Source organism: Flavobacterium sp. 245, from assembly GCF_004362055.1.
In the GTDB taxonomy this organism is placed as follows: Bacteria; Bacteroidota; Bacteroidia; order Flavobacteriales; family Flavobacteriaceae; genus Flavobacterium.
The window spans coordinates 90187-109843 of record NZ_SNXB01000011.1 but is presented as its reverse complement, the minus strand read 5'-3'; the positions used below and the strand labels follow the sequence as shown (position 1 = coordinate 109843).

Here is a 19657-nt window from a genome sequence, read left to right as displayed (position 1 = left end):
TAGTTTCTTTTTTAGCTCTTTTCGACAAATGGAATCTATGTTTCTATGTGTTGAATAAAAAAATAAATTAGACTCAATGGAGTTGTTTTGTTTTGTAAAGCGCAGTTGTTTAGATATTTATGAATTTTAAATGGGAGTTGAATTGACATTTTTACTACCTTTAATATCAAGCAATAACTTTATAAGAAAATACCATGAAAAAAATATGGATTGTGGCAGTCCTTTTAGGGACAATTTCATTTGCAAATGCGCAAAGTGTAGGAGATATTACAAAAGCGGCCAGTAAGGCGTCGACAACAGCAGTTCCTGCTTTTGATGTTGCCAGTATCTCGAATCAGGTTATGGGAGTCTTATCTCCAAAATTGAAATTAACTGATGCTCAAAAACCGGTGGTAAATTCATTGGTAAATGAAACGCTAAATAAAAAGAAGAATATTTTGCCTACAATGGCTACTGATAAGGCGGGTTATACTTCTAAAATGACTGCCAATAGAGAGTCTTTTATAGCCAAAATGAAAAAGAATATAAGTCCAACACAATTTGATGCACTTACATCATTATTGCCAAAATCAGCTTCGGCAGTAACGCCACTGGCAAAAATGCTTTATTAAGATAGTATAAAATAAAAAAAAGCAAAATAGAATTCTATTTTGCTTTTTTTTATTTTCAATTTTATTAGAAAATGTCTTGAATTTAAAGGTTTTCCTCTAAATAAGCAGGATCAAATTCCATTGCATCCTGAACTTCGGCAGTTGCAGGTTTTGAAGCTTTAAGCGCGTTGAATCGTTCCAGCATTTCTGTTTCGCCTTCTTCACCGCTAAAATAAGGAAAAACATCCATAATAGCTGTTTCTGTAATAGCCGGAATAGAATATTCGCCCATTGTATTTTTCATTACGTGAAGTGTGTTGTCAAAAGCTTCGCGAACATCATTTGCCTGAATTAGCATATACATGCTTGTTTTTCTTTCCTTTCCGCTTTCTTCGTCATAAGCAATTAAAGTGATTTTAGATTTAAACCATCTGTCCGCATTTTCAAACGGATGAATTTCGGCATAATTTGCCACTTTGATAGCCGTGATCTTAAATTCTTCACTAGTGTAAGCGGCCATTTCTTCAGTCATTCTTTTTTCAGCTTCTGTATAAGACAAAGCATCAACCAAATAGGGTTCGGTTAAAACTTTTTGTCCGCCCGTTTCATCAGTTTTTCTATATTTTACTTTGCATTCGTACCAAATTGCGCTCATTTTTTTGTAATTTTTAAGGATGCCAAAGATAGATTTTACTGATAAAATACGATTCAAATTTGAAAATAGATATTCACAATTTGAAATAAGTGCTTCTTTTTAATTTTTTGTTTAATGTTTAAGATTAAATGGTTTTTGAGGCTATTTGTAACAACAATTTTTATAATTGTGTATTTGGCCGTTTTTTAATGAAGATGAAGTGTTTTATTTGTTAAAATAATATTATTTTTTAAATTTTACAACTCTGTATTTCATGATTCTGTATATAATTTTCTTACTTTAGCTTAAACAAGTATTAAATGCCGGCCTAAAAACAATTACGTATAACTCGAAAATAGTAAGTATGAACAATATTCAAGATTTAAACATAAAAGATGAAGTATTGCCTATTTTTGATTTTTCTTTAAATAGCTTTACGAAGAAAAAAATCCTTACTATTTTAGAAACGCCTTTAAAAGCTAAAAATCAAATTATTGAAAGACAAAATATTCTGAAAGGATTTGTCTTAAATAAAGAGGTTTTAAAAAACTATTCCTATACAGTTTTATATGTAAATGAAGTTCACTATTTCTTGAATAATTTTAAAGAAGAGAATTTAAACTGGAAGCGCTTTCTGTTTTTTGGACCAACTGCCGATGAAATCTTGACGCATAATAAAATACATCAGCTGATCTTATTTTTTCGTCGATTAGAGTCGACTTGTTTTTCAAGACTTAATTTAATACACTTTCCAGAACCGTATAGAAAAGATTTGAACAGAATATTGTCTTTTCTTTCTGTTTTTGAACTGAGGAAATATGAGTATATAATTAGAGAAAAACAATTAAAAAGCAAGCACCTAAAAAAAATAGTAGCTAAAATTTCGGCTTTACAGGTAGAAGGAAAAATTGGAACCTTTTGGGATGATTTATTTTTGTTTGAATCTTATCTATCGATTAGCAAAACCATTATTGATCGCGAATTTATTTTTCCTGTTATAACGGATAAAAGTCTTGTGATAGATGATTTTTACCATCCTTTAATTGATAGTCCAATCAAAAATAGTTTTACGGCAATTAATAATGTAATTGTATTAAATGGCCCAAATATGTCTGGAAAATCAACCTTTCTTAAATCAGTCAGTTTGTGTATTTATTTAGGAAATCTCGGATTAGGAATTCCAGCAGGCAACGCGGAAATTCCATTTTGTACTGATTTCTCAATCGGAATTAATAAGCGTGATGATATTTTAAACGGCTATAGTCATTTTATGACCGAAGTTGTGAACCTCAAAGATGTGGTTTTAAAAGCGGCAGACGGGAAAAGATGTTTTGTTGTTTTTGATGAACTTTTTAGCGGTACAAATGTTGAAGATGCTTTAGAAATTTGTACCCGAACTATAAATGGGGTTGGGGCATATTCTAATTCTTATTTTTTAATTTCGACCCATATTCAAGAATTAAAGGATTTAACAAACGAATCGGTTTCAACTTATTATTTGGACTGCGAACTGATCGACAATATTCCAACATTTACTTATAAATTAAAAAAAGGCTGGTCAGATATTAAAGTCGGCCGAATTTTATTTGAAAAAGAAGGACTGAATAAACTTTTGCAGTTTAATTAGTTTTGGATAATTAGAACTAAAAAACGCACTTCAGATTGTTCTGAAGTGCGTTTTTTTTTATTTCGTTTCCACCGCGCATATCCGTAGAGGCGCACAGCAGTGCGTCTACGCAACGTATTTAAAAAAAATAGCCACAAATTTCACAAATTTCCACTGATTAATTTTATAACTAACAAAAAAAACATTCGTGAAAATTCGTGTAATTCGTGGCAAAAAAAGATATTAAAACTAAACTTTAAAAATCAATTTCTTCTTATAAAAAATCCAAAGTATAATGGACCAGAAAGCTGCATAAGCCAAGGCAAAAGCCAATGAAGAATTCAGCGGATTTTCAAAACAAGGTGCAATTCCATGTTTATAAATTGCAGTTTGAAGGCTAATTTCTTCTCCGCCAATTTCTGGATTTTGAACCTTAATAGCAGTAAGAACTCTCGGAATTACACCTGAAAAGAAAAAAACAATCATTGGATTTACTCCCCAGATTAAAAACAATTTGCTCCATTTTTTATACCCTTGAATGTCGATTATATAATACAATAAACTTAAACATAAAGTACCGATTCCGGCAGTGTATAAAACATAAGAGCTTGTCCAAAGCGATTTATTTATTGGGAAAATGATATTCCAAAGCAAACCTCCAATTACTAAAACTACTCCAGTGATTGCCGTCTTTTTTAGAATTTGGGTTTTGCTTGCTTGCGCGTTTAGTAATTGACCAATATACATTCCAAGAATTCCTGTTCCAATGGCAGGCAATGTGCTTAAAATTCCTTCTGGATCCCAAGTTTTAGAAGCAACCCATAAATGTCCGTTTAAAAGTGTATCGTCTAACCAAGCGGCCAGATTAGTGCCTTTTTCAAAATTTGCAGGACCAAATCCAGGAACTGGAACAAAAGCCATCAAAAGCCAATAGCCAATTAAAAGTGTCGCTAAAACTACAAGCTGTGTTTTTAAATTTGTTTTTAGATATAGAATAGCACTAAAGAAATAAACAATTGCAATTCGCTGTAAAACACCTGGAATTCGGGTATCTTCAAAATGTTCTAAACCGCTAAAGGCTAAAGAAAGCAGTATTATAAAAATTCCTACCGCAAGAATGGTTTTGACTTTCATCGAAAAGTTTCCTAAAAGGGCATAAGCTACCGCAAATGCAATAACTAATCTCACTCCTAATAACGGAATTCCTTCTAAACCAAATAAATGGATTCTGCTGAAAACGCTCAAAAACAATCCTAAACAGAAAATTCGTAACGAACGAACCAAGATTTTATTAAAAACAGCTCCGTCAAAATGTTTTACCGGCATTGCAAAAGGTATTGCAGTTCCCATTATAAAAACAAAAAAAGGAAATACTAAATCAGTTGGCGTACAGCCATGCCATTCGGCGTGTTCTAATGGCGGATATATAGAAGACCAGCTTCCCGGATTGTTTACTATCGTCATCAATAAAATAGTAAATCCCCTAAATACATCCAGCGAGGTTAAACGTTCTTTTGTCATTGGTTTTTTTAGATGTTAGATTTTTAGATTTTAGATTTTTAGATTGAATTATTTTATGATTGCGTCCTGAATGATTTGCTGAATTTCTTCTCTGATTTTTCCTTTGGCTAATTTATTTTCGTCATTTACCACTTCTGGATAAGTTCTGTTGGATAGAAATACGTAAACAATTTCGGTTTGAGGATCAACCCAAGCCATGTTTCCGGTAAAACCGGTGTGGCCAAAACTAGCTTCAGAAACACATCCGCAGGTTGGGCCGCCTTTTCCAATTCTTTTATCAAAACCTAAACCTCTTTGAACTCCTTTATCTTTGTAATAACAAGTGTTGAAGGTATCAAAAGTTTGTGGTGAAAAATATTGAATGCCTCCGTAATTTCCTTTTTGCAAAAACAGCTGCATCATTTTGGCAACATCCATTGCATTTGAGAAAATTCCGGCGTGGCCAGCAACTCCGCCTTCCATCGCCGCCGCCATATCGTGAACATATCCCTGAATAGTTTGATGCCTGAAATAATTGTCGATTTCAGTAGGAGCAATGTTGCTTTTTTCGAATTTATTTAGCGGATTATAAAGCGTATAATTCATTCCAAGAGTGTTGTAGAAATTCTCTTTGCTCAAATCTTCCAGTTTTTCATGCGTTTTTCTTTCTAAATATTCTTTTAAAATGATGAAAGTAAAATCGCTGTATTTGTATTCGATTTTTGGAGAAATTGGACTTTTAGCAATGATTTTCATAATCGTATCATGATAGTCGTTTCTTAGATAAAGACTGTCTGCTACTTTTGTTGTAAAACCGTTTTCAGCTATTTTTCGATAATATTTTTCAGAAGGTTTATTGTTGCTGTCTAATGTAGCTTTATAAAACGGAATCCACGCCTGAAGCCCTGCGTAATGGTTTAGCAAATCTTTGAAAATGATATTTTCTTTATTTGTTTTTGCAAACAAAGGCACCATATCCTTCAGTTTGGTGTCTAAAGTAACTTTGTTTTTATCATACAATTGCATAACATTTGGCAGTGTCGAAATCATTTTTGAAATCGAGGCAACATCATACAAATCGGTATTAGTTACTTTTTTTGCGTCATCGTATGTCTGTGATCCGTATGATTTCTGAAAAATTACATTGCCTTTTCTGGCAACCAAAACCTGCATTCCCGGTGCCATTTTTCCGTCAATTGCTTTTTGCGCGACAGCATCAATTTTTGAAAGAATCGCCGGATTCATATTAACATTTTCCGGAGCGTTAAAAGCCAAACGATTTAGTTTTTCAGTCGTCAATCCGTCATTTACTTTGAAAAAATTATTGATTGAAACGGGCAGTTTTCCTTTGGCATCAATGGCTCCAAAAAGTAATTCAGCAGAAACTACCTGACTGATATCTGAATTTTGATAAGAAACCACTAGACCTTCAATATCCTCAAAATCAGAAATTGACAATAATGAATAAGGCTTGGCAAAAACATCTAGAATTACTTTGTTGTGTTTCGCAATTTCTTTCAGCCAAAGCATTTCTGTCAATGTAAATTCTTGTTTTTCCCAAGGTTTATTCACTTTATGAAAGCTGATAATTACCTTGTCAAAATTTTTCAATTCCTGATTCAAACTGTCAAGATTGTTGTCTTTAACTTCTGTGATTTCGGTATATTTTTTTAATGTCGAAATAAAAGTACTATTGGTATCATCGCCCATCTTAATGTAAGCAATTTTTTGATTCAGTTCTTTTATCGGAAGAATTTCGTTTTCATTTTTTAAAACGGTAACGGCATTCTCATATAATTTATAATGCAAAGCGTCATTTTGCGACGGATTAAGATCATTGTAAATATTCGCCATATCAATAGGCTTGTAATGATTTAATCCCGCTTTGTATTTGTAATGCAGAATTTTTTTAACAGAATGCGCTAAACGCTCTTCGGTTATAATATTGTTTGCATAAGCTTCTTCTAACTTTTGAACCGCCACTGGAACATTTTCAGGACATAATAAAATGTCATTTCCAGCCAAAAGAACTGCAATTTCTAATTCCCCAGGACCTTTAAAATTGCTGGCGCCCTTCATGGCTAAACCATCTGTAAAAATTAAGCCTTCAAAGCCTAATTCTTTTTGAAGAAGATTGGTAACTACATTATACGAAGCCGAAGAAGGTAAATTTGGAGTTGGTTCTAAACTTGGAATATTAAGATGTCCAACCATCACAGAAACTAAACCTTCGTCAAATAATTTTTTATAAGGATATAATTCAACCAAATCGATTCTTTCTTTTGAAAAATTAACCAAAGGCAGTGCGTGATGAGAATCAGTAGAGGTGTCGCCATGTCCAGGGAAATGCTTTCCGGTACTGAAGACGCCCTGACTTTGCACGCCTTTCATTAAAGCAGTTGCTTTGTTAGCTACATTAACTTTGTCTTCGCCAAAAGAACGGTTTCCAATAATTGGGTTTTTAGGATTGGTGTTGATGTCCAAAACGGGAGCAAAATTGAAATGAATTCCAATGCGCTTGTTTTCATTGGCCATATTTCGGCCCACTTTTTCGATTAAATTTAAATCCTGAATGGCGCCTAATGTCATATTCCAAGGATAGCGATAAGTAGAGTCTAAACGCATGGCTAATCCCCACTCAGCATCAATTCCTATGAACAAAGGAACTTTTGCCTTAGATTGGTATAGGTTAGTCAATTTTGCCTGACGAACGGGACCGCCTTGAAAAAAGATGACACTTCCTACTTTATATTCTTCAATTAAATTTTTGACTTGATTGACATGAACCGAATCTTTGTTTGAATAAGCCGAAACCATAAAAAGTTGGCCGACTTTTTCGCGAAGTGACATCTTGTTGTAAATGCTGTCAGCCCAAGCAGTTTCTTTATCTGAATCTTTGAAAAAAGTTTTTTTTGCTGCTTTATCAGCGTGATAAACAACGGTATCTTTTAACGGAATGTCTTTTTTTGAATCTGTAACTGCATTGTTTTTTTTGACAGCGCAATTGGTGATTAAAAATAAAAATGAAGCACAAAGGCTGATCTTTATGATGTAATCTTTCATAATACTATTTTTTGAATCAATTGAAGATTGGTTTTAATCTTCAATTAATTTGGTAAATTATTGTGTTTTTAAGCAGGTTAAAAACTTATTTTTTCGCTTGAGCGTGAACTTGTAAGGTATAATCCTAAATAGGTTATTAATCCGTTTAGGACGATTAATTCATTATCGAAAACATATCCTGAAAATAATAGTTTCGAATTTTCATTTATTAAATAGGTTAGAAAAGGAGCGGCCAAACACATTAACGGCACAAGTTTGTCGTTGACATTTCTTGATTTCTGGAACAACCCAAAAGCATATAATCCTAATAAAGGTCCGTAAGTATAAGAAGCGACTTTGAAAATCATCCCAACAACCGAACTGTCATTGATTGTATTGAAAATAATAATGACAAAGAAAATTAATATTGAAAAACTAATATGTACTAAATGTCGGGTTCTAACGGTATTTTTTCGGGTATTTTCGCTTTTGTCCATTCCTAAAAAGTCAACGCAGAAAGAGGTTGTTAAAGCCGTTAAAGCCGAATCTGTTGTAGCAAAAGTCGCCGCGATAATTCCCAGTAAAAATACAATGGCAGGAACTACAGCTAAATGATTTAGGGCAATTTCAGGAAAAAGTAAGTCGGTTCTTGGTTTGCCTGTAACTAAATCAGTTGGAACTGCAATTCCGTTTTTATTTGCATAAATGTATAATAGCGCTCCTACACTTAAAAAGAAAATATTGATCACAACAAAGATTCCTGTAAAAGTGAACATGTTTTTTTGAGCTTCGCCAATGTTTTTACAGCTGAGGTTTTTTTGCATTAAATCCTGATCCAGACCTGTCATGGCGATGGTAACAAACATTCCGCCTAAAATTTGTTTTATGAAATGAAATTTGCTTCCAAAGAAATCATCAAAGAAAAATATTTTAGAATAGTTGCTGTTTTTTACTTCTTCGAATGCACTAACGGCACTTAAATCCATGCGGTCGCAAATGAAATAAATAGTTAGAAAAACAGATGTTACAAGAAAAAATGTTTGTAAAGTATCTGTAATAATAATCGTTTTTAATCCACCTCTGTAGGTATAAGAGAAAATTAAAATTAAAGAAATCAATACCGTAAATGCGAATGGAATATGATAGAAATCAAACACAAAACGCTGCAATACAATAACCACTAAATAAAGTCTGAATGCCGAACTTATGGTTCTGCTGATCAAGAAAATCGAAGCCGCAGTCTTGTAACTGTAAACCCCCATTCTTTGTTCAATATAACCATAAATTGAGGTCAGATTCATTCGGTAATACAATGGCAACAATAGTTTTGTGATTACGATAAATCCTAGTGCATTTCCTAATACAAACTGAAAATATTTAAATTGTTCACCACTTGGTGCGCCAACTTCTCCAGGAACGGATATAAATGTTACTCCAGAAAGTGCGGTTCCAATCATACCAAAAGCAACTAAATACCATTTTGAGTTTTTATTTGCTGTAAAAAAAGCATCATTTCCGCTGTCTTTTCTGCTCACCCGGTGTGAGATATAGAATAATGTTCCGAAATAAACGATAATTAGGAGGAGGATGGTACTTGGTGTCATTTTATAGTTTTGATGGTTTGTCTTTTTTATAAATTACTCAAACAAAATATTTTGCTTTTTTAATTAGGCCTAACAGGTTTTTGAAAGCTGTTAGGCCGCCGTTAAAACTCAAAAATTGAAAAAATGCAGTTTTTGATTTGTATAAATCTATAAAAAGATTTTAATGTGTGGTTTTTAGAATTACAGATTTTTGTTTTGAGCCTGTAAAACCGCTCTTACGCTTTTGTGTTTATGAAGTAATTCTTCGGCTAAATCATATTCAATTCCAAGTTCTTCAATAATCATTTTGATAGCTCGTTTTACCAGCTTTTCGTTAGACAGTTGCATGTCAACCATTTTGTTGCCTTTTACTTTTCCTAGTTTAATCATTACCGAAGTAGAGATCATGTTTAAGGTCAGTTTTTGAGCGGTTCCTGCTTTCATTCTGGTACTTCCAGTTAAGAATTCAGGGCCTACGATTAATTCAATTGGATGATCTGCTTCCTGAGCAATAAGCCCATTGCTGATGCACGAAATACTTCCAGTTTTAATATTGTGTTCTTTAGCTTTTTTTAAAGCTCCCAAAACATAAGGCGTGTTTCCAGAAGCAGCAATTCCGATAATAAAATCTAAGCTTGAAATTTCAAATTTGGCTAAATCTTTCCATGCTTGCTCAGTGTCATCTTCGGCATTTTCAACTGCTTTTCTGATGGCAGTATCTCCACCGGCAATAATTCCGATAATCATATCATGCGGTACGCCAAAAGTAGGTGGACATTCTGATGCATCTAAAATTCCGATTCTTCCAGAAGTTCCAGCTCCAATATAAAATAATCGGCCGCCCAGCTGCATTTTTTTTACGATCGCTTTAACCAGTTTCTCAATTTTAGGAATCTGTTCTTCGATAATATGTGGTACCTTTTTATCTTCTGTATTGATGTTGATAAGAAGTTCTTTCACGCTCATTTGATCCAAATCTTTGTAAAAAGATTCTTGCTCAGTTTCAGGATTTTTATTGCTCATTTTTCTTTTCTTTTTTTTGGTTTTTGAAACAGCAGATTTTGATATTTTTGCTTTCGATAATTTGTATAAGGGGTCTCTATTTTGGTAAAAAATAGTCAATTTGCGGATTAAGAAATAGTTTTATTTAGTAGAGTAAATAGGCTTTTCTCATAATTTGAAAAGCTTCTAAATCTTTTTTCCAGCTTTCTCGAATGTCTTTTTCTGAAACTCCGGATTCAATTTGCTGTTGCAGTTTTTTTGTTCCGGCAAGCTTGGTGAAAAAAGCATTAAAAAATTTCGTTTTGTCGCTGGTATTTTGATAGGCTTTAATAAGCCATTTTAATTCTAATTTGGTTAGTTTAGGATACGAAGTTAAATCTTCTCCAAAACATTCTTTTCCGTTATAAAGCGGATCTTTGGCTCCAAAATTTGGCTTTGGAGTAAAATTGAAATTGGTTTTTGTTAAGTAAGGAGAACCGTAAATTTGAAATTGCTTTTCAGTTCCTCGTCCCATACTTACATTTGTTCCTTCAAAAAGGCATAAACTGGCGTATAGATTTATAGATTGATCGTTTGGCAAATTTGGAGATGGTTTTGCCAATAAACTGTATTTCATTTTTCGATTGTAGTTGAGACATGGAATAACAGTAAGTTTGCATTGTGCGGCATTTTTTAGCCATTTTTCTCCATTTATCATTTGCGCATATTCTCCAATTGTCATTCCGTGAAGAAGCGGAATTGGGTGCATGCCTACAAAACTGGTAAATTCTTTTTCTAAAAGCGGACCGTCAACAATACTTCCGTTAGGGTTTGGGCGGTCAAGGATTATAAGTGGCACATTGTTTTCTGCGCAAGCTTCCATTACATAATGCAAAGAAGAAATATAGGTGTAAAAACGAGCGCCTACGTCCTGTAAATCGAAAATCATAATATCGATTCCGGCTAATTGCTCAGGTTTTGGCTTTTTATTATCTCCATAAAGAGAAATTATTGATAAACCGGTTTTAGGATCTTTTCCGTCAACAACATGTTCCCCAGCATCTGCAGTTCCTCTAAATCCGTGTTCAGGAGCAAAAATGGTTTGTACCGCAACTTTCTTTTCAAGTAAAAAATCTACCAAATGTGTTTTGTTAGACAAAATTCCGGTTTGATTGGTAACGATTCCTATTTTTTTATCTTTTAAAAGCGGTAAGTATTTCTCATAATTATCAGCTCCTGTTTTAATTGCAGGAGGATTAATTGCTGAGGTACTGCTTTTTGTAACCGCTGAAAGCGAATTAGAATAAGAAGACGTGACAATGAAAGAAGTTACAATAAGAACACTTTTTGCTATGAATTTTATCATTGTAATTACAGTTAATAGTTAAGGCAAAAATTGACTAATTAAAATTAGGTTATTATTTGATTGCTATTGATGTTTTTTTGATTGTTGTAGTGTGGTATTGTAGAAATGGTATCTGAGTTTTCAGATTGGGATTTTATTTTGTCTGTCGCTATGTGCTAGAAAAAGACTTTTTAAATACTGCCTCTGGTAAATTTAGGTTCCAGAGGCAGTTATTAATTATTTGAGGGGCAAAATATGTTTTATGAACTTAAAATTACCAACCTGGGTTTTGTTTTAATGTTACACCTTCTGCGGCGTATAAACTGATGTCATTTGTTGGAATCGCACTTAAGTAATTTTTTGGTGATACAAATAATCTTGTAACACCTGCAGCGTAAGGAATTACATATCCTTGTGCATTTACTTTTGTTTTAGAGTTAGTTCCTATCAAGGCAATAATTCTAGCTCCTAGAACAACATCAGGATTAGTATTAGTGTCTAGATAATCTCCTTTTTTCCAACGTATAAGATCTTCTTTTCTCATAGTAGTCCAGCTCATGAACTCAATTCTGCGCTCACGGCGAATTTCCCACGTAATTGGATTAACAGCTCCTGAGATTTGTTCTAATGCAGTTGTTCTTTGTGGGTCATTTATTTGTACTCCTCCAACAGCAGCATTTATACCATCAGTAGTCAAAACAGCAATTCCTGCACGTGTACGTACTTTGTTGATTGACAAGTTAAGGTCATTATTAGTAACTGTACCCAATTCTGCACAAGCTTCGGCATAATTCAAATAAACTTCACTTAGTGTAAAAACTGGAGCATCAATTTGATTTTGTCCAATTGTTGTAACCTCTGTACCTGTTGTAGCAGGATTATTGTATAGTTGAAATACATAACCTGTGATCGATGTTAAACCATTAAAAGGTTTGTCAGAGTAAGCGTAATCTGCTGTACTGAAAGCTTTAGCAAATCTTGGGTCTCTGTTGGCAAAAGTATTAGCGATAGTGTTGTCACCTAAATACTGCGCATTGCCAGCTTGTTTGATAGGCAATCCATTAGTAGTTACATAGCTTTCTGCAGCAAATTTTGTCAATCCGTTTTGAATAGTAGATGTATTTGTATATGCTTGAACTGAATTTCCTAAAACACCTTTGATATATCTTTTTGCCAAAATTACTTCAGTATTTCCTAATAACTCAACAGAATTGTAAAGTGCTTTCCAATCTGCGTTTAGTTTGAAAGAATTATTGTTCATTACAGCTAAAGAAGCATCTTTAGCTTTTTGAAGATACGTATTTCCATTCTGACCCAAGTTGTATTTTCTGTAAGTACCTTCACCTAAACATACGCGGCTTAATAATGCGTAAGCTGTATATTTATTTACAGTAATATTGCTGTCATCAACGTTTAATAACATTGGGATTGCTTCTTCAAGATCTTTAATTACGTTGTCTATAACTTCTGCTCTACTTAAAGCTGGTTTGTATACATTAGCATCGCTTTGTGCTAAATATTGGTCTGTATACGGCACATCACCAAATTGCTGTGCTAAACGAAAATAAGTATGAGCTCTAAAAAACTTTGCAACGCCTATATAGTGGTTTTTCTTCGTCTGATCCATAGGAACATTCGGCACTCTTTCTAACATAAGATTACAACGACGAATCAAAGTGTAATATTCGTTCCAGTTTGCATTTGTTGCATTTGCAGCCGTTGGAAAGTTAGTAAAAACGTTCATAGCTAAGTTGTCATCTATCAATCCCGTAGCGGTAGCATGAAAGTAAAAATCTGCTGTTGTACCAGCATTATTTCCGTATCCGTTAAAGGTGTTATAGTTTAGCCAAGAATATGTTTTTACGTTATTTTCTGAAGTCCAAAAATTGTCATCTGAAAACACATCTTCTGGAGGTGTATCCAAAAAATCTGAACAGCTAACAGCTAAACTTGCAAAAGTAAGCAAGGCAACTGATAGTTTTATCCTAGAGTTTATTATTAATTTTCTCATTTTGATTAATTTTTAATTTTTAAATACCTTTTTTAAAACGCAAGTTGTATACCAAATGATATTGTTTTAGAATAAGGGAAAGTTCTTCCCCATGCCGCTTCAGTTTCATTAATTTCAGGATCTACTGGCAATTTGCTGCTTTTCCAAGTAGCTAGGTTTAAACCTGAAATATACGGTCTAACTTTGTCAATTCCCACTTTTTGGGTAATACTTTTAGGAAGAGTATATCCAATAGTCATCGATTTTAGACGTAAATAGGACATGTCTAATAAATAACGTGATTGTGCGACAAAATTGTTTGATCCAGGCGCATAAGTTCCAAAAGCATTACCAGCATGTCCAGGGTATGGATTAGGGAAATACGCATCTGTATTTTGCGGTGTCCAGTAGTCATTTTGGTTTTCATACATAGCATCTGTTCTGTTGTAGAAAGGCAATACTAAGTCAGAAGTTGCCCAATATTCGCGTTTTCCAACTCCTTGAAAGAAAGCATCAATATCAAAACCGTATAAAGCACCACCAAGACGAACTCCATATTGGTAACGAGGCGTTGTATTACCAATAACTTTTAAATCTCCTGGGTTAGTAGCTGTTCCATCTCCTCTTGAAATTATTCCGTCTCCGTTTATGTCCTTGTACATTACATCTCCAGCACCATATCTAAAAGTACCAGTTCTTATGTTTTTATAATCAACTCCATTTACAATTAATCCTGTTGCGTCAATTTGATCTGTAGATTGAATTAATCGGTCTGTTTCTAATCCCCAGATTTCGCCAATTTTTTGACCTGCATAAAAAGATCCCAAAAGTTTAGAAGTATTGTTCCATTCAGTTACTTCTGTAGTATTGTCTGAAAGGGTAAGATCTGCATAAACACTTATGTTTTGGTTTATGTTTTTGTTAAAGTTAAGCGCTAGTTCCCAACCAGTTGTTCTTAAATTTCCTGAGTTTGTATTGGCAGCAGCCTGACCAAATGAACCTGGAAGCGTTTTTCCTGGAGCTAGCATTCCTTTTGTATCACGTTGGTAATAATCAAAAGTCAAACCTAACATATTAAAAATTCTAATATCAATACCTACGTCTTGAGTAGTTACTTTTTCCCAAGTTAAATCAGGATCAACATTTGATGGCTGATTAACAGAAGGAGGTACAGTTGCACCACTACCTAGCCAAAATGGGTTAGAGTTAGTCATAGTTGGTAAAAAGGCATTTGCAGCAATGTTTTGATTTCCAATTGAACCAACAGATCCACGGATTTTCAAATCATTTAACCAGCTTTTTGTGCTTTCCATGAAACCTTCTTCAGAAATTCTATATCCAACAGAAGCAGAAGGGAAGAACCCCCATTGCTCATCTGTAGGGAATTTTGATGAACCGTCATAACGTCCGTTGATTTCCAACAAATATTTTCCTTTGTAATCATAATTCACACGTGCAAAAAATCCGGCAATTGCATATCTTGACAAGCCTGGGTTTAAAATTGCAGTAGAAACAAGAGGTGAAGTAAATTGATCTCCAATAGCTAAATTAAATTCTGGTTTGTTTTTATCCAAAAGTGTATTTCTACGAGCATATGTTCTTTCGAAATCATACCATTCTGAGTTCAAACCGCCTAATACTTTAAAGTTATGGTTGTCACCTAATGTTTTAGTATAGTTTCCAAAGATATTTGCTACATTTCTTGTATAAGATGATTTGGCTTGCGCAACAAAATCATTTGCACTTTCCATTATTGTAGGTTTTCCTGCAACTAAGTCAGCAGCACTTGTCCACCAGTCCCAAAGAGGTATTTGGCCACCGTTCATTTTAAGGCTTGAAAAATTGTTGTTTACACTATATTCTCCAACGATATTAAAATCTTTCGTAATTTGAGCAGTAAGTCTTCCACTTATCCTCATATCATTTGACTTATTTTCATTTCGAGATGCGTTTGACATGTAACCTGGTGCATGTCTAAAATAAGTACCATTATAAGTACCATAAGGGAAATAAGAACCCCAACGCATGTAATATCCAAAATATCCGTTACCTTCTGTATCAAGACCACTGTTATAGTAGTTGAAAGGAGAATCATATTCTTGGAAAGTTCCTAATACTTTAAAATCTCCGGTAAGCCAGCTTGCTAACTGTGTAGTCATGCCAAGGTTAAGGTTGAATCTTTTGTTGGTTTCAGTATTGATTTTCATTACACCTTCTTGATTAGCAAGACCTAACGACACAATAAACGAACTTTTTTCACCTAAAGAACCTTGAGCTGATAAATTATGAAGCGTTTGTATTGCATTCTTTTTTAACATTTCATCATGCGGATTCCAAATTCTGTAGAAATATTCTTTTCCGCCAATAACGTCAAAATCTTCACCCAAAATCATCGTTTTATCATTAGGGTTTCTTGTTGCAGCATATTTTTCTTTCCAGTTAATGATACCTGGCAATAATGTTTTGTAGTTCATACCAAAAGATTCTGGATTTGCATTACCAGCTCTGGCTTGTGCCTCGATCATTGCCGGAAGCTCTACAGTAGGGTCGTTAAAGTTAACCAAAGAAATTGGGTTGCTTACTCCTGTATTGTTGCTATATGCGAAGCGTACTTTTCCTTTAGCATTTTTACCACTTTTAGTAGTAATTAATATAACTCCAAATGCAGCACGTGCACCATAAATAGAAGCAGAAGCGGCATCTTTAAGTACAGACATCGATTCTACGTCTTCTGCATTTAGTAATGACAGATCTCCTGGAACACCATCAACTAAAATAAGTGGTGATCCTGTAGCTACTCCATTTACAATAGTTCCAGCTCCACGAATATTAACATTTGATTGTTTGCTGATATTACCTGAATTATAAGTAATATTAAGTCCAGGAGTAGTTCCTTGTAAACCTTTTGTGATATCTGTAATAGGAATACTTCCTAAAGCTTTTTTAACATCTACCTTAGCAACTGCTCCTGTAAGATTTGCTTTTTTCTGAGAAGAGAATCCCACTACAACTACTTCGTCTAATTTTGCAGTGCTTGACGATAGTTCAATATTTACTGTCTGTTGCCCTTCAATTTTTACTACTTGAGTTTCAAATCCCATGTAGCTAAAAGCTAGAGCTCGACCCGGCGCTACACTGATGCTGAATTTTCCGTCAAAATCAGTAGTAGCTCCATTGGATGTTCCTTGGATCATTACGCTGACTCCGGGTATCGGAAATCCATCTGCTTTGTTTTTTACAGTTCCAGTGATTGTTTTTGTTTGCCCAAAACTTGCTTGAATGAACAAAACCAACAATGAAATAAGAAATAGTTTTTTCATAATTATCTGGTTTTTTTATGGTTGTTGAGCAAATATATTTATTTATTGCATACAAATGCATTATTTTGTACTTTTTTTCAAAAATTAACTAAAATAACGCAAAATAACGCATTTTATGAATATTTATTTTTTTTAGTTTTTGCTTTTTAAGGCAAAAAACGCAAACTATTGCAGTTTTTTCTTAATCCTACACATTCAATAGAATTATTTGATATATTTGCTCTGAATTTTTAACTTTTTAAAAGCATGCTGAAAGCCGAAAGACATAAATATATAATGACTAAGCTTGTTGAAGAACAGAAGGTTGTGACAACTGATTTGGCTTTGGCTTTGGATTTGTCAGAAGACACAATTAGACGAGATTTAAACGAACTCGATAGCAAGAAACTGCTGGAGAAGGTGTATGGCGGGGCAGTACAGGTTAAAGAAAAATCTGCAAATGTTTTTGATATACACATTTCAGATGAAGAGGAAAAAAAGCAGATTGTAACAAAAGCATTGTCTTTATTGCATGATGACCAAGTTATTATAATGAGTGGAGGAAGTACAAATTTAGTATTTGCAAAACTTATTCCTTCCGATTTAAAAGCTACAATATATACGTATAGTCTTCCAATTGCCATGCAGTTATCGCAGCATCCAAATATAGATTTAATATTTATTGGGGGAAAAATGCAAAAAAACGCAATGGTTACCATTGGTATAGATGTGATGCAGGTGGTGTCTAAAATTAAGGCCGATATCTGTTTTATTGGAGCGAGCAGCATTAATATAAAACAAGGACTTACGGAGATTGGATATGAAGTCTCAATGGTTAAAAAGGCAATGATAGAAGCTTCTGATAGAGTCGTTTCAATGTTTTCTTCAGAAAAATTAAATACAAAAATGCCTCATGTTGTCTGTGATTTGAACCAGTTGGATACGATTGTGACGAATTTAAATCCTGAAGATGCAAGGCTGGAAGAATACCGAAAATCTGGCGTTTTCATATTGTAATCTAAAATATCAGTCAAACATTTATGCGTTTTTTTGCGTTATTTTAATTTTATTTTGTTAAATAACGCAAAATAATGTAGTCGTTTTGTTTTTTGTATCTATATTTGTTAAAACTAAATTTTAACTACAATAGATATATTATGAAAACCACTACTTCTTTGGCTTACGACATACCTGGAAAATTTGAAGAAACCCGATTTGAAAAAAATCACAATGTGATCTTTGAGAATTCTGCAGACGCTTCAAAAAATGTCGCTCAAGAAATAGCTGCATTAATACGTTCCAAACAATCTAATAACGAATCATGTGTACTTGGTCTGGCAACAGGATCTTCGCCAATAAAAGTATACGAAGAATTGGTTCGAATGCACAAAGAAGATGGTCTAAGCTTTGCCAACGTAATCACTTTCAATTTGGATGAATATTATCCAATGAATAGAGAGAATCGTCAAAGCTATCATTACTTCATGCACCAGCATCTTTTTAACCATATCGACATTAAGCCTGAGAATGTAAATATTCCTGATGGTACAGTTGCAATCGATGAATTAAATCAATACTGCATCGATTACGAATTTAAAATTAAACAAGCCGGCGGACTTGATTTTCAGTTGTTAGGAATCGGGCGTACGGGACACGTTGGTTTCAACGAACCTGGATCGCATATCAATTCAGGAACAAGAATTATTACTTTAGATCATATCACCAGAGTCGATGCCTCATCTGATTTCAATGGTATTGACAATGTTCCCAAACGTGCGATCACAATGGGAGTTTCAACCATTATGAGATCAAAGCGAATTGTATTGATGGCTTGGGGACAAAATAAAGCCTCAATTATTAAGCGAACAATTCAAGGCGAAATAAGTTCTGATGTTCCGGCAACGTTTTTACAAAATCACCCAAACGCAACTTTTGTATTGGATCAGTCGGCAGCTTCAGAGTTGACGCGTTTCAAAACACCTTGGCTTGTTGGAGAATGTATTTGGACAGAAGAATTAAAAAGCAAGGCGATTGTTTGGCTTTGTAAAAAAACAAAACAATCTATCTTGAAATTGACAGACCGTGACTACAACAACAACGGAATGTCTGATTTATTAGCACTTGGAGGTTCTGCTTATGATTTGAACATCAATATGTTCAACATTCTGCAGCATACCATTACAGGATGGCCTGGAGGAAAACCGAATACAGATGATTCGCATCGTCCAGAAAGAGCCAATCCGGCAAAAAAACGAGTGATCCTTTTCAGTCCGCATCCAGATGATGACGTGATTTCGATGGGAGGAACTTTTTCAAAATTGATCAAACAAGGACATGATGTACATGTTGTATATCAAACCTCTGGAAATATTGCCGTTACAGACGATGAAGCACTGAAATTTGCTGAAGTGTGCAACGATTTTGTTGGAGATAATCTTCCAAAAGACATCAACTTCAAATCGGTAATCGAGTTTTTGAACAGCAAATCTGAAAATCAGATCGATTCTCTTGAAGTGAGAAAACTGAAAGGATTGATCAGAAGAAGAGAATCGTATGCCGCAACAAGATACATCGGACTGAAAGATGAGAATACGCACTTTTTGGATCTTCCGTTTTATGAAACAGGACAGGTCAAAAAGAATCCGTTGGGACCAGAAGATGTTGCGATTGTAAAAGATATTATTGCCAAAATAAAACCGCATCAGGTTTTTGCGGCCGGAGATCTGGCAGATCCGCATGGAACGCATGAAGTATGTCTGAACGCGATTTTTGCAGCAATGAAGGAATTGAAGCCAGAAAAATACATGGATGACTGCTGGTTATGGCTTTACCGAGGCGCTTGGCACGAATGGGATATCCACGAAATTGATATGGCCGTTCCGCTTTCTCCGTCAGAAGTATTGCTGAAACGCCATGCAATCTTGTATCACCAGTCTCAAAAAGACCGCGTTATGTTCCAAGGAAATGATTCAAGAGAATTCTGGGTTAGAGCCGAAGACCGAAATAAAAATACAGCCATCTTATACGATGAATTAGGTTTGGCAGAATATGAAGCAATCGAAGCTTTTAAACGTTTTGATTACTAGT

12 protein-coding genes are annotated in these 19657 nt (G+C 34.3%); 4 read left to right on the top strand and 8 right to left on the bottom strand.

The genetic code is table 11. From position 1 onward, the window contains the following. Nucleotides 1-194: 194 nt before the first annotated feature. Nucleotides 195-611, top strand: coding sequence for a hypothetical protein (locus EV145_RS18600; RefSeq protein WP_133526698.1), 417 nt, complete (start codon nucleotides 195-197; stop codon nucleotides 609-611). Nucleotides 612-693: 82 nt separating this feature from the next. Here the strand turns inward: EV145_RS18600 and EV145_RS18595 are convergent, their stop codons facing one another. Next, nucleotides 694-1245 carry a DUF4494 domain-containing protein gene (locus EV145_RS18595; protein WP_133526697.1) on the bottom strand — a complete coding sequence of 184 codons (552 nt, stop codon included), beginning with the start codon at nucleotides 1243-1245 and terminating at the stop codon, nucleotides 694-696. 343 nt (nucleotides 1246-1588) lie between these two features. On the opposite strand from EV145_RS18595, the gene EV145_RS18590 reads away from it, so the two are divergent. Beyond that, nucleotides 1589-2851: a MutS-related protein gene (locus tag EV145_RS18590; RefSeq protein ID WP_133526696.1), complete on the top strand. Its 1263-nt coding sequence runs from the start codon at nucleotides 1589-1591 to the stop codon at nucleotides 2849-2851. Nucleotides 2852-3079: 228 nt separating this feature from the next. On the opposite strand, the gene EV145_RS18585 is transcribed toward EV145_RS18590, so the two are convergent. The 7 genes from EV145_RS18585 to EV145_RS18555 all read right to left on the bottom strand — a co-directional run bounded on the left by EV145_RS18585 (nucleotide 3080) and on the right by EV145_RS18555 (nucleotide 16591). Further along, on the bottom strand, nucleotides 3080-4351 hold the full coding sequence (locus tag EV145_RS18585) for an acyltransferase family protein (RefSeq protein ID WP_133526695.1): 1272 nt from the start codon (nucleotides 4349-4351) through the stop codon (nucleotides 3080-3082). 48 nt (nucleotides 4352-4399) lie between these two features. After that, nucleotides 4400-7393, bottom strand: a complete 2994-nt coding sequence (locus EV145_RS18580) for a glycoside hydrolase family 3 N-terminal domain-containing protein (protein WP_133526694.1) — start codon at nucleotides 7391-7393, stop codon at nucleotides 4400-4402. 77 nt (nucleotides 7394-7470) lie between these two features. Continuing rightward, on the bottom strand, nucleotides 7471-8976 hold the full coding sequence (locus EV145_RS18575) for a sodium:solute symporter (RefSeq protein WP_133526693.1): 1506 nt from the start codon (nucleotides 8974-8976) through the stop codon (nucleotides 7471-7473). Nucleotides 8977-9156: 180 nt separating this feature from the next. Continuing rightward, the gene (murQ, locus tag EV145_RS18570; RefSeq protein ID WP_133526692.1) at nucleotides 9157-9978 is read right to left on the bottom strand and encodes an N-acetylmuramic acid 6-phosphate etherase; all 822 of its coding nucleotides are present in this window, start codon (nucleotides 9976-9978) and stop codon (nucleotides 9157-9159) included. 124 nt (nucleotides 9979-10102) lie between these two features. Next, complete coding sequence (locus tag EV145_RS18565; protein ID WP_133526691.1) at nucleotides 10103-11302, bottom strand: exo-beta-N-acetylmuramidase NamZ domain-containing protein; 1200 nt, start codon at nucleotides 11300-11302, stop codon at nucleotides 10103-10105. Between the two features lie 253 nt (nucleotides 11303-11555). Then, nucleotides 11556-13292, bottom strand: a complete 1737-nt coding sequence (locus EV145_RS18560) for a RagB/SusD family nutrient uptake outer membrane protein (RefSeq protein ID WP_133526690.1) — start codon at nucleotides 13290-13292, stop codon at nucleotides 11556-11558. A 32-nt stretch (nucleotides 13293-13324) separates the two neighbouring features. Beyond that, complete coding sequence (locus EV145_RS18555) at nucleotides 13325-16591, bottom strand: SusC/RagA family TonB-linked outer membrane protein (RefSeq protein ID WP_133526689.1); 3267 nt, start codon at nucleotides 16589-16591, stop codon at nucleotides 13325-13327. Nucleotides 16592-16837: 246 nt separating this feature from the next. Between EV145_RS18555 and EV145_RS18550 the strand changes: the two genes are divergently transcribed. Both EV145_RS18550 and nagB read left to right on the top strand, forming a co-directional pair. Further along, a complete protein-coding gene (locus tag EV145_RS18550) occupies nucleotides 16838-17587 on the top strand; it encodes a DeoR/GlpR family DNA-binding transcription regulator (protein ID WP_133526688.1) in 750 nt (249 codons plus the stop codon). A 140-nt stretch (nucleotides 17588-17727) separates the two neighbouring features. Beyond that, nucleotides 17728-19656: a glucosamine-6-phosphate deaminase gene (gene nagB / locus EV145_RS18545; RefSeq protein ID WP_133526687.1), complete on the top strand. Its 1929-nt coding sequence runs from the start codon at nucleotides 17728-17730 to the stop codon at nucleotides 19654-19656. The last annotated feature ends 1 nt before the right edge of the window (nucleotide 19657 follow it).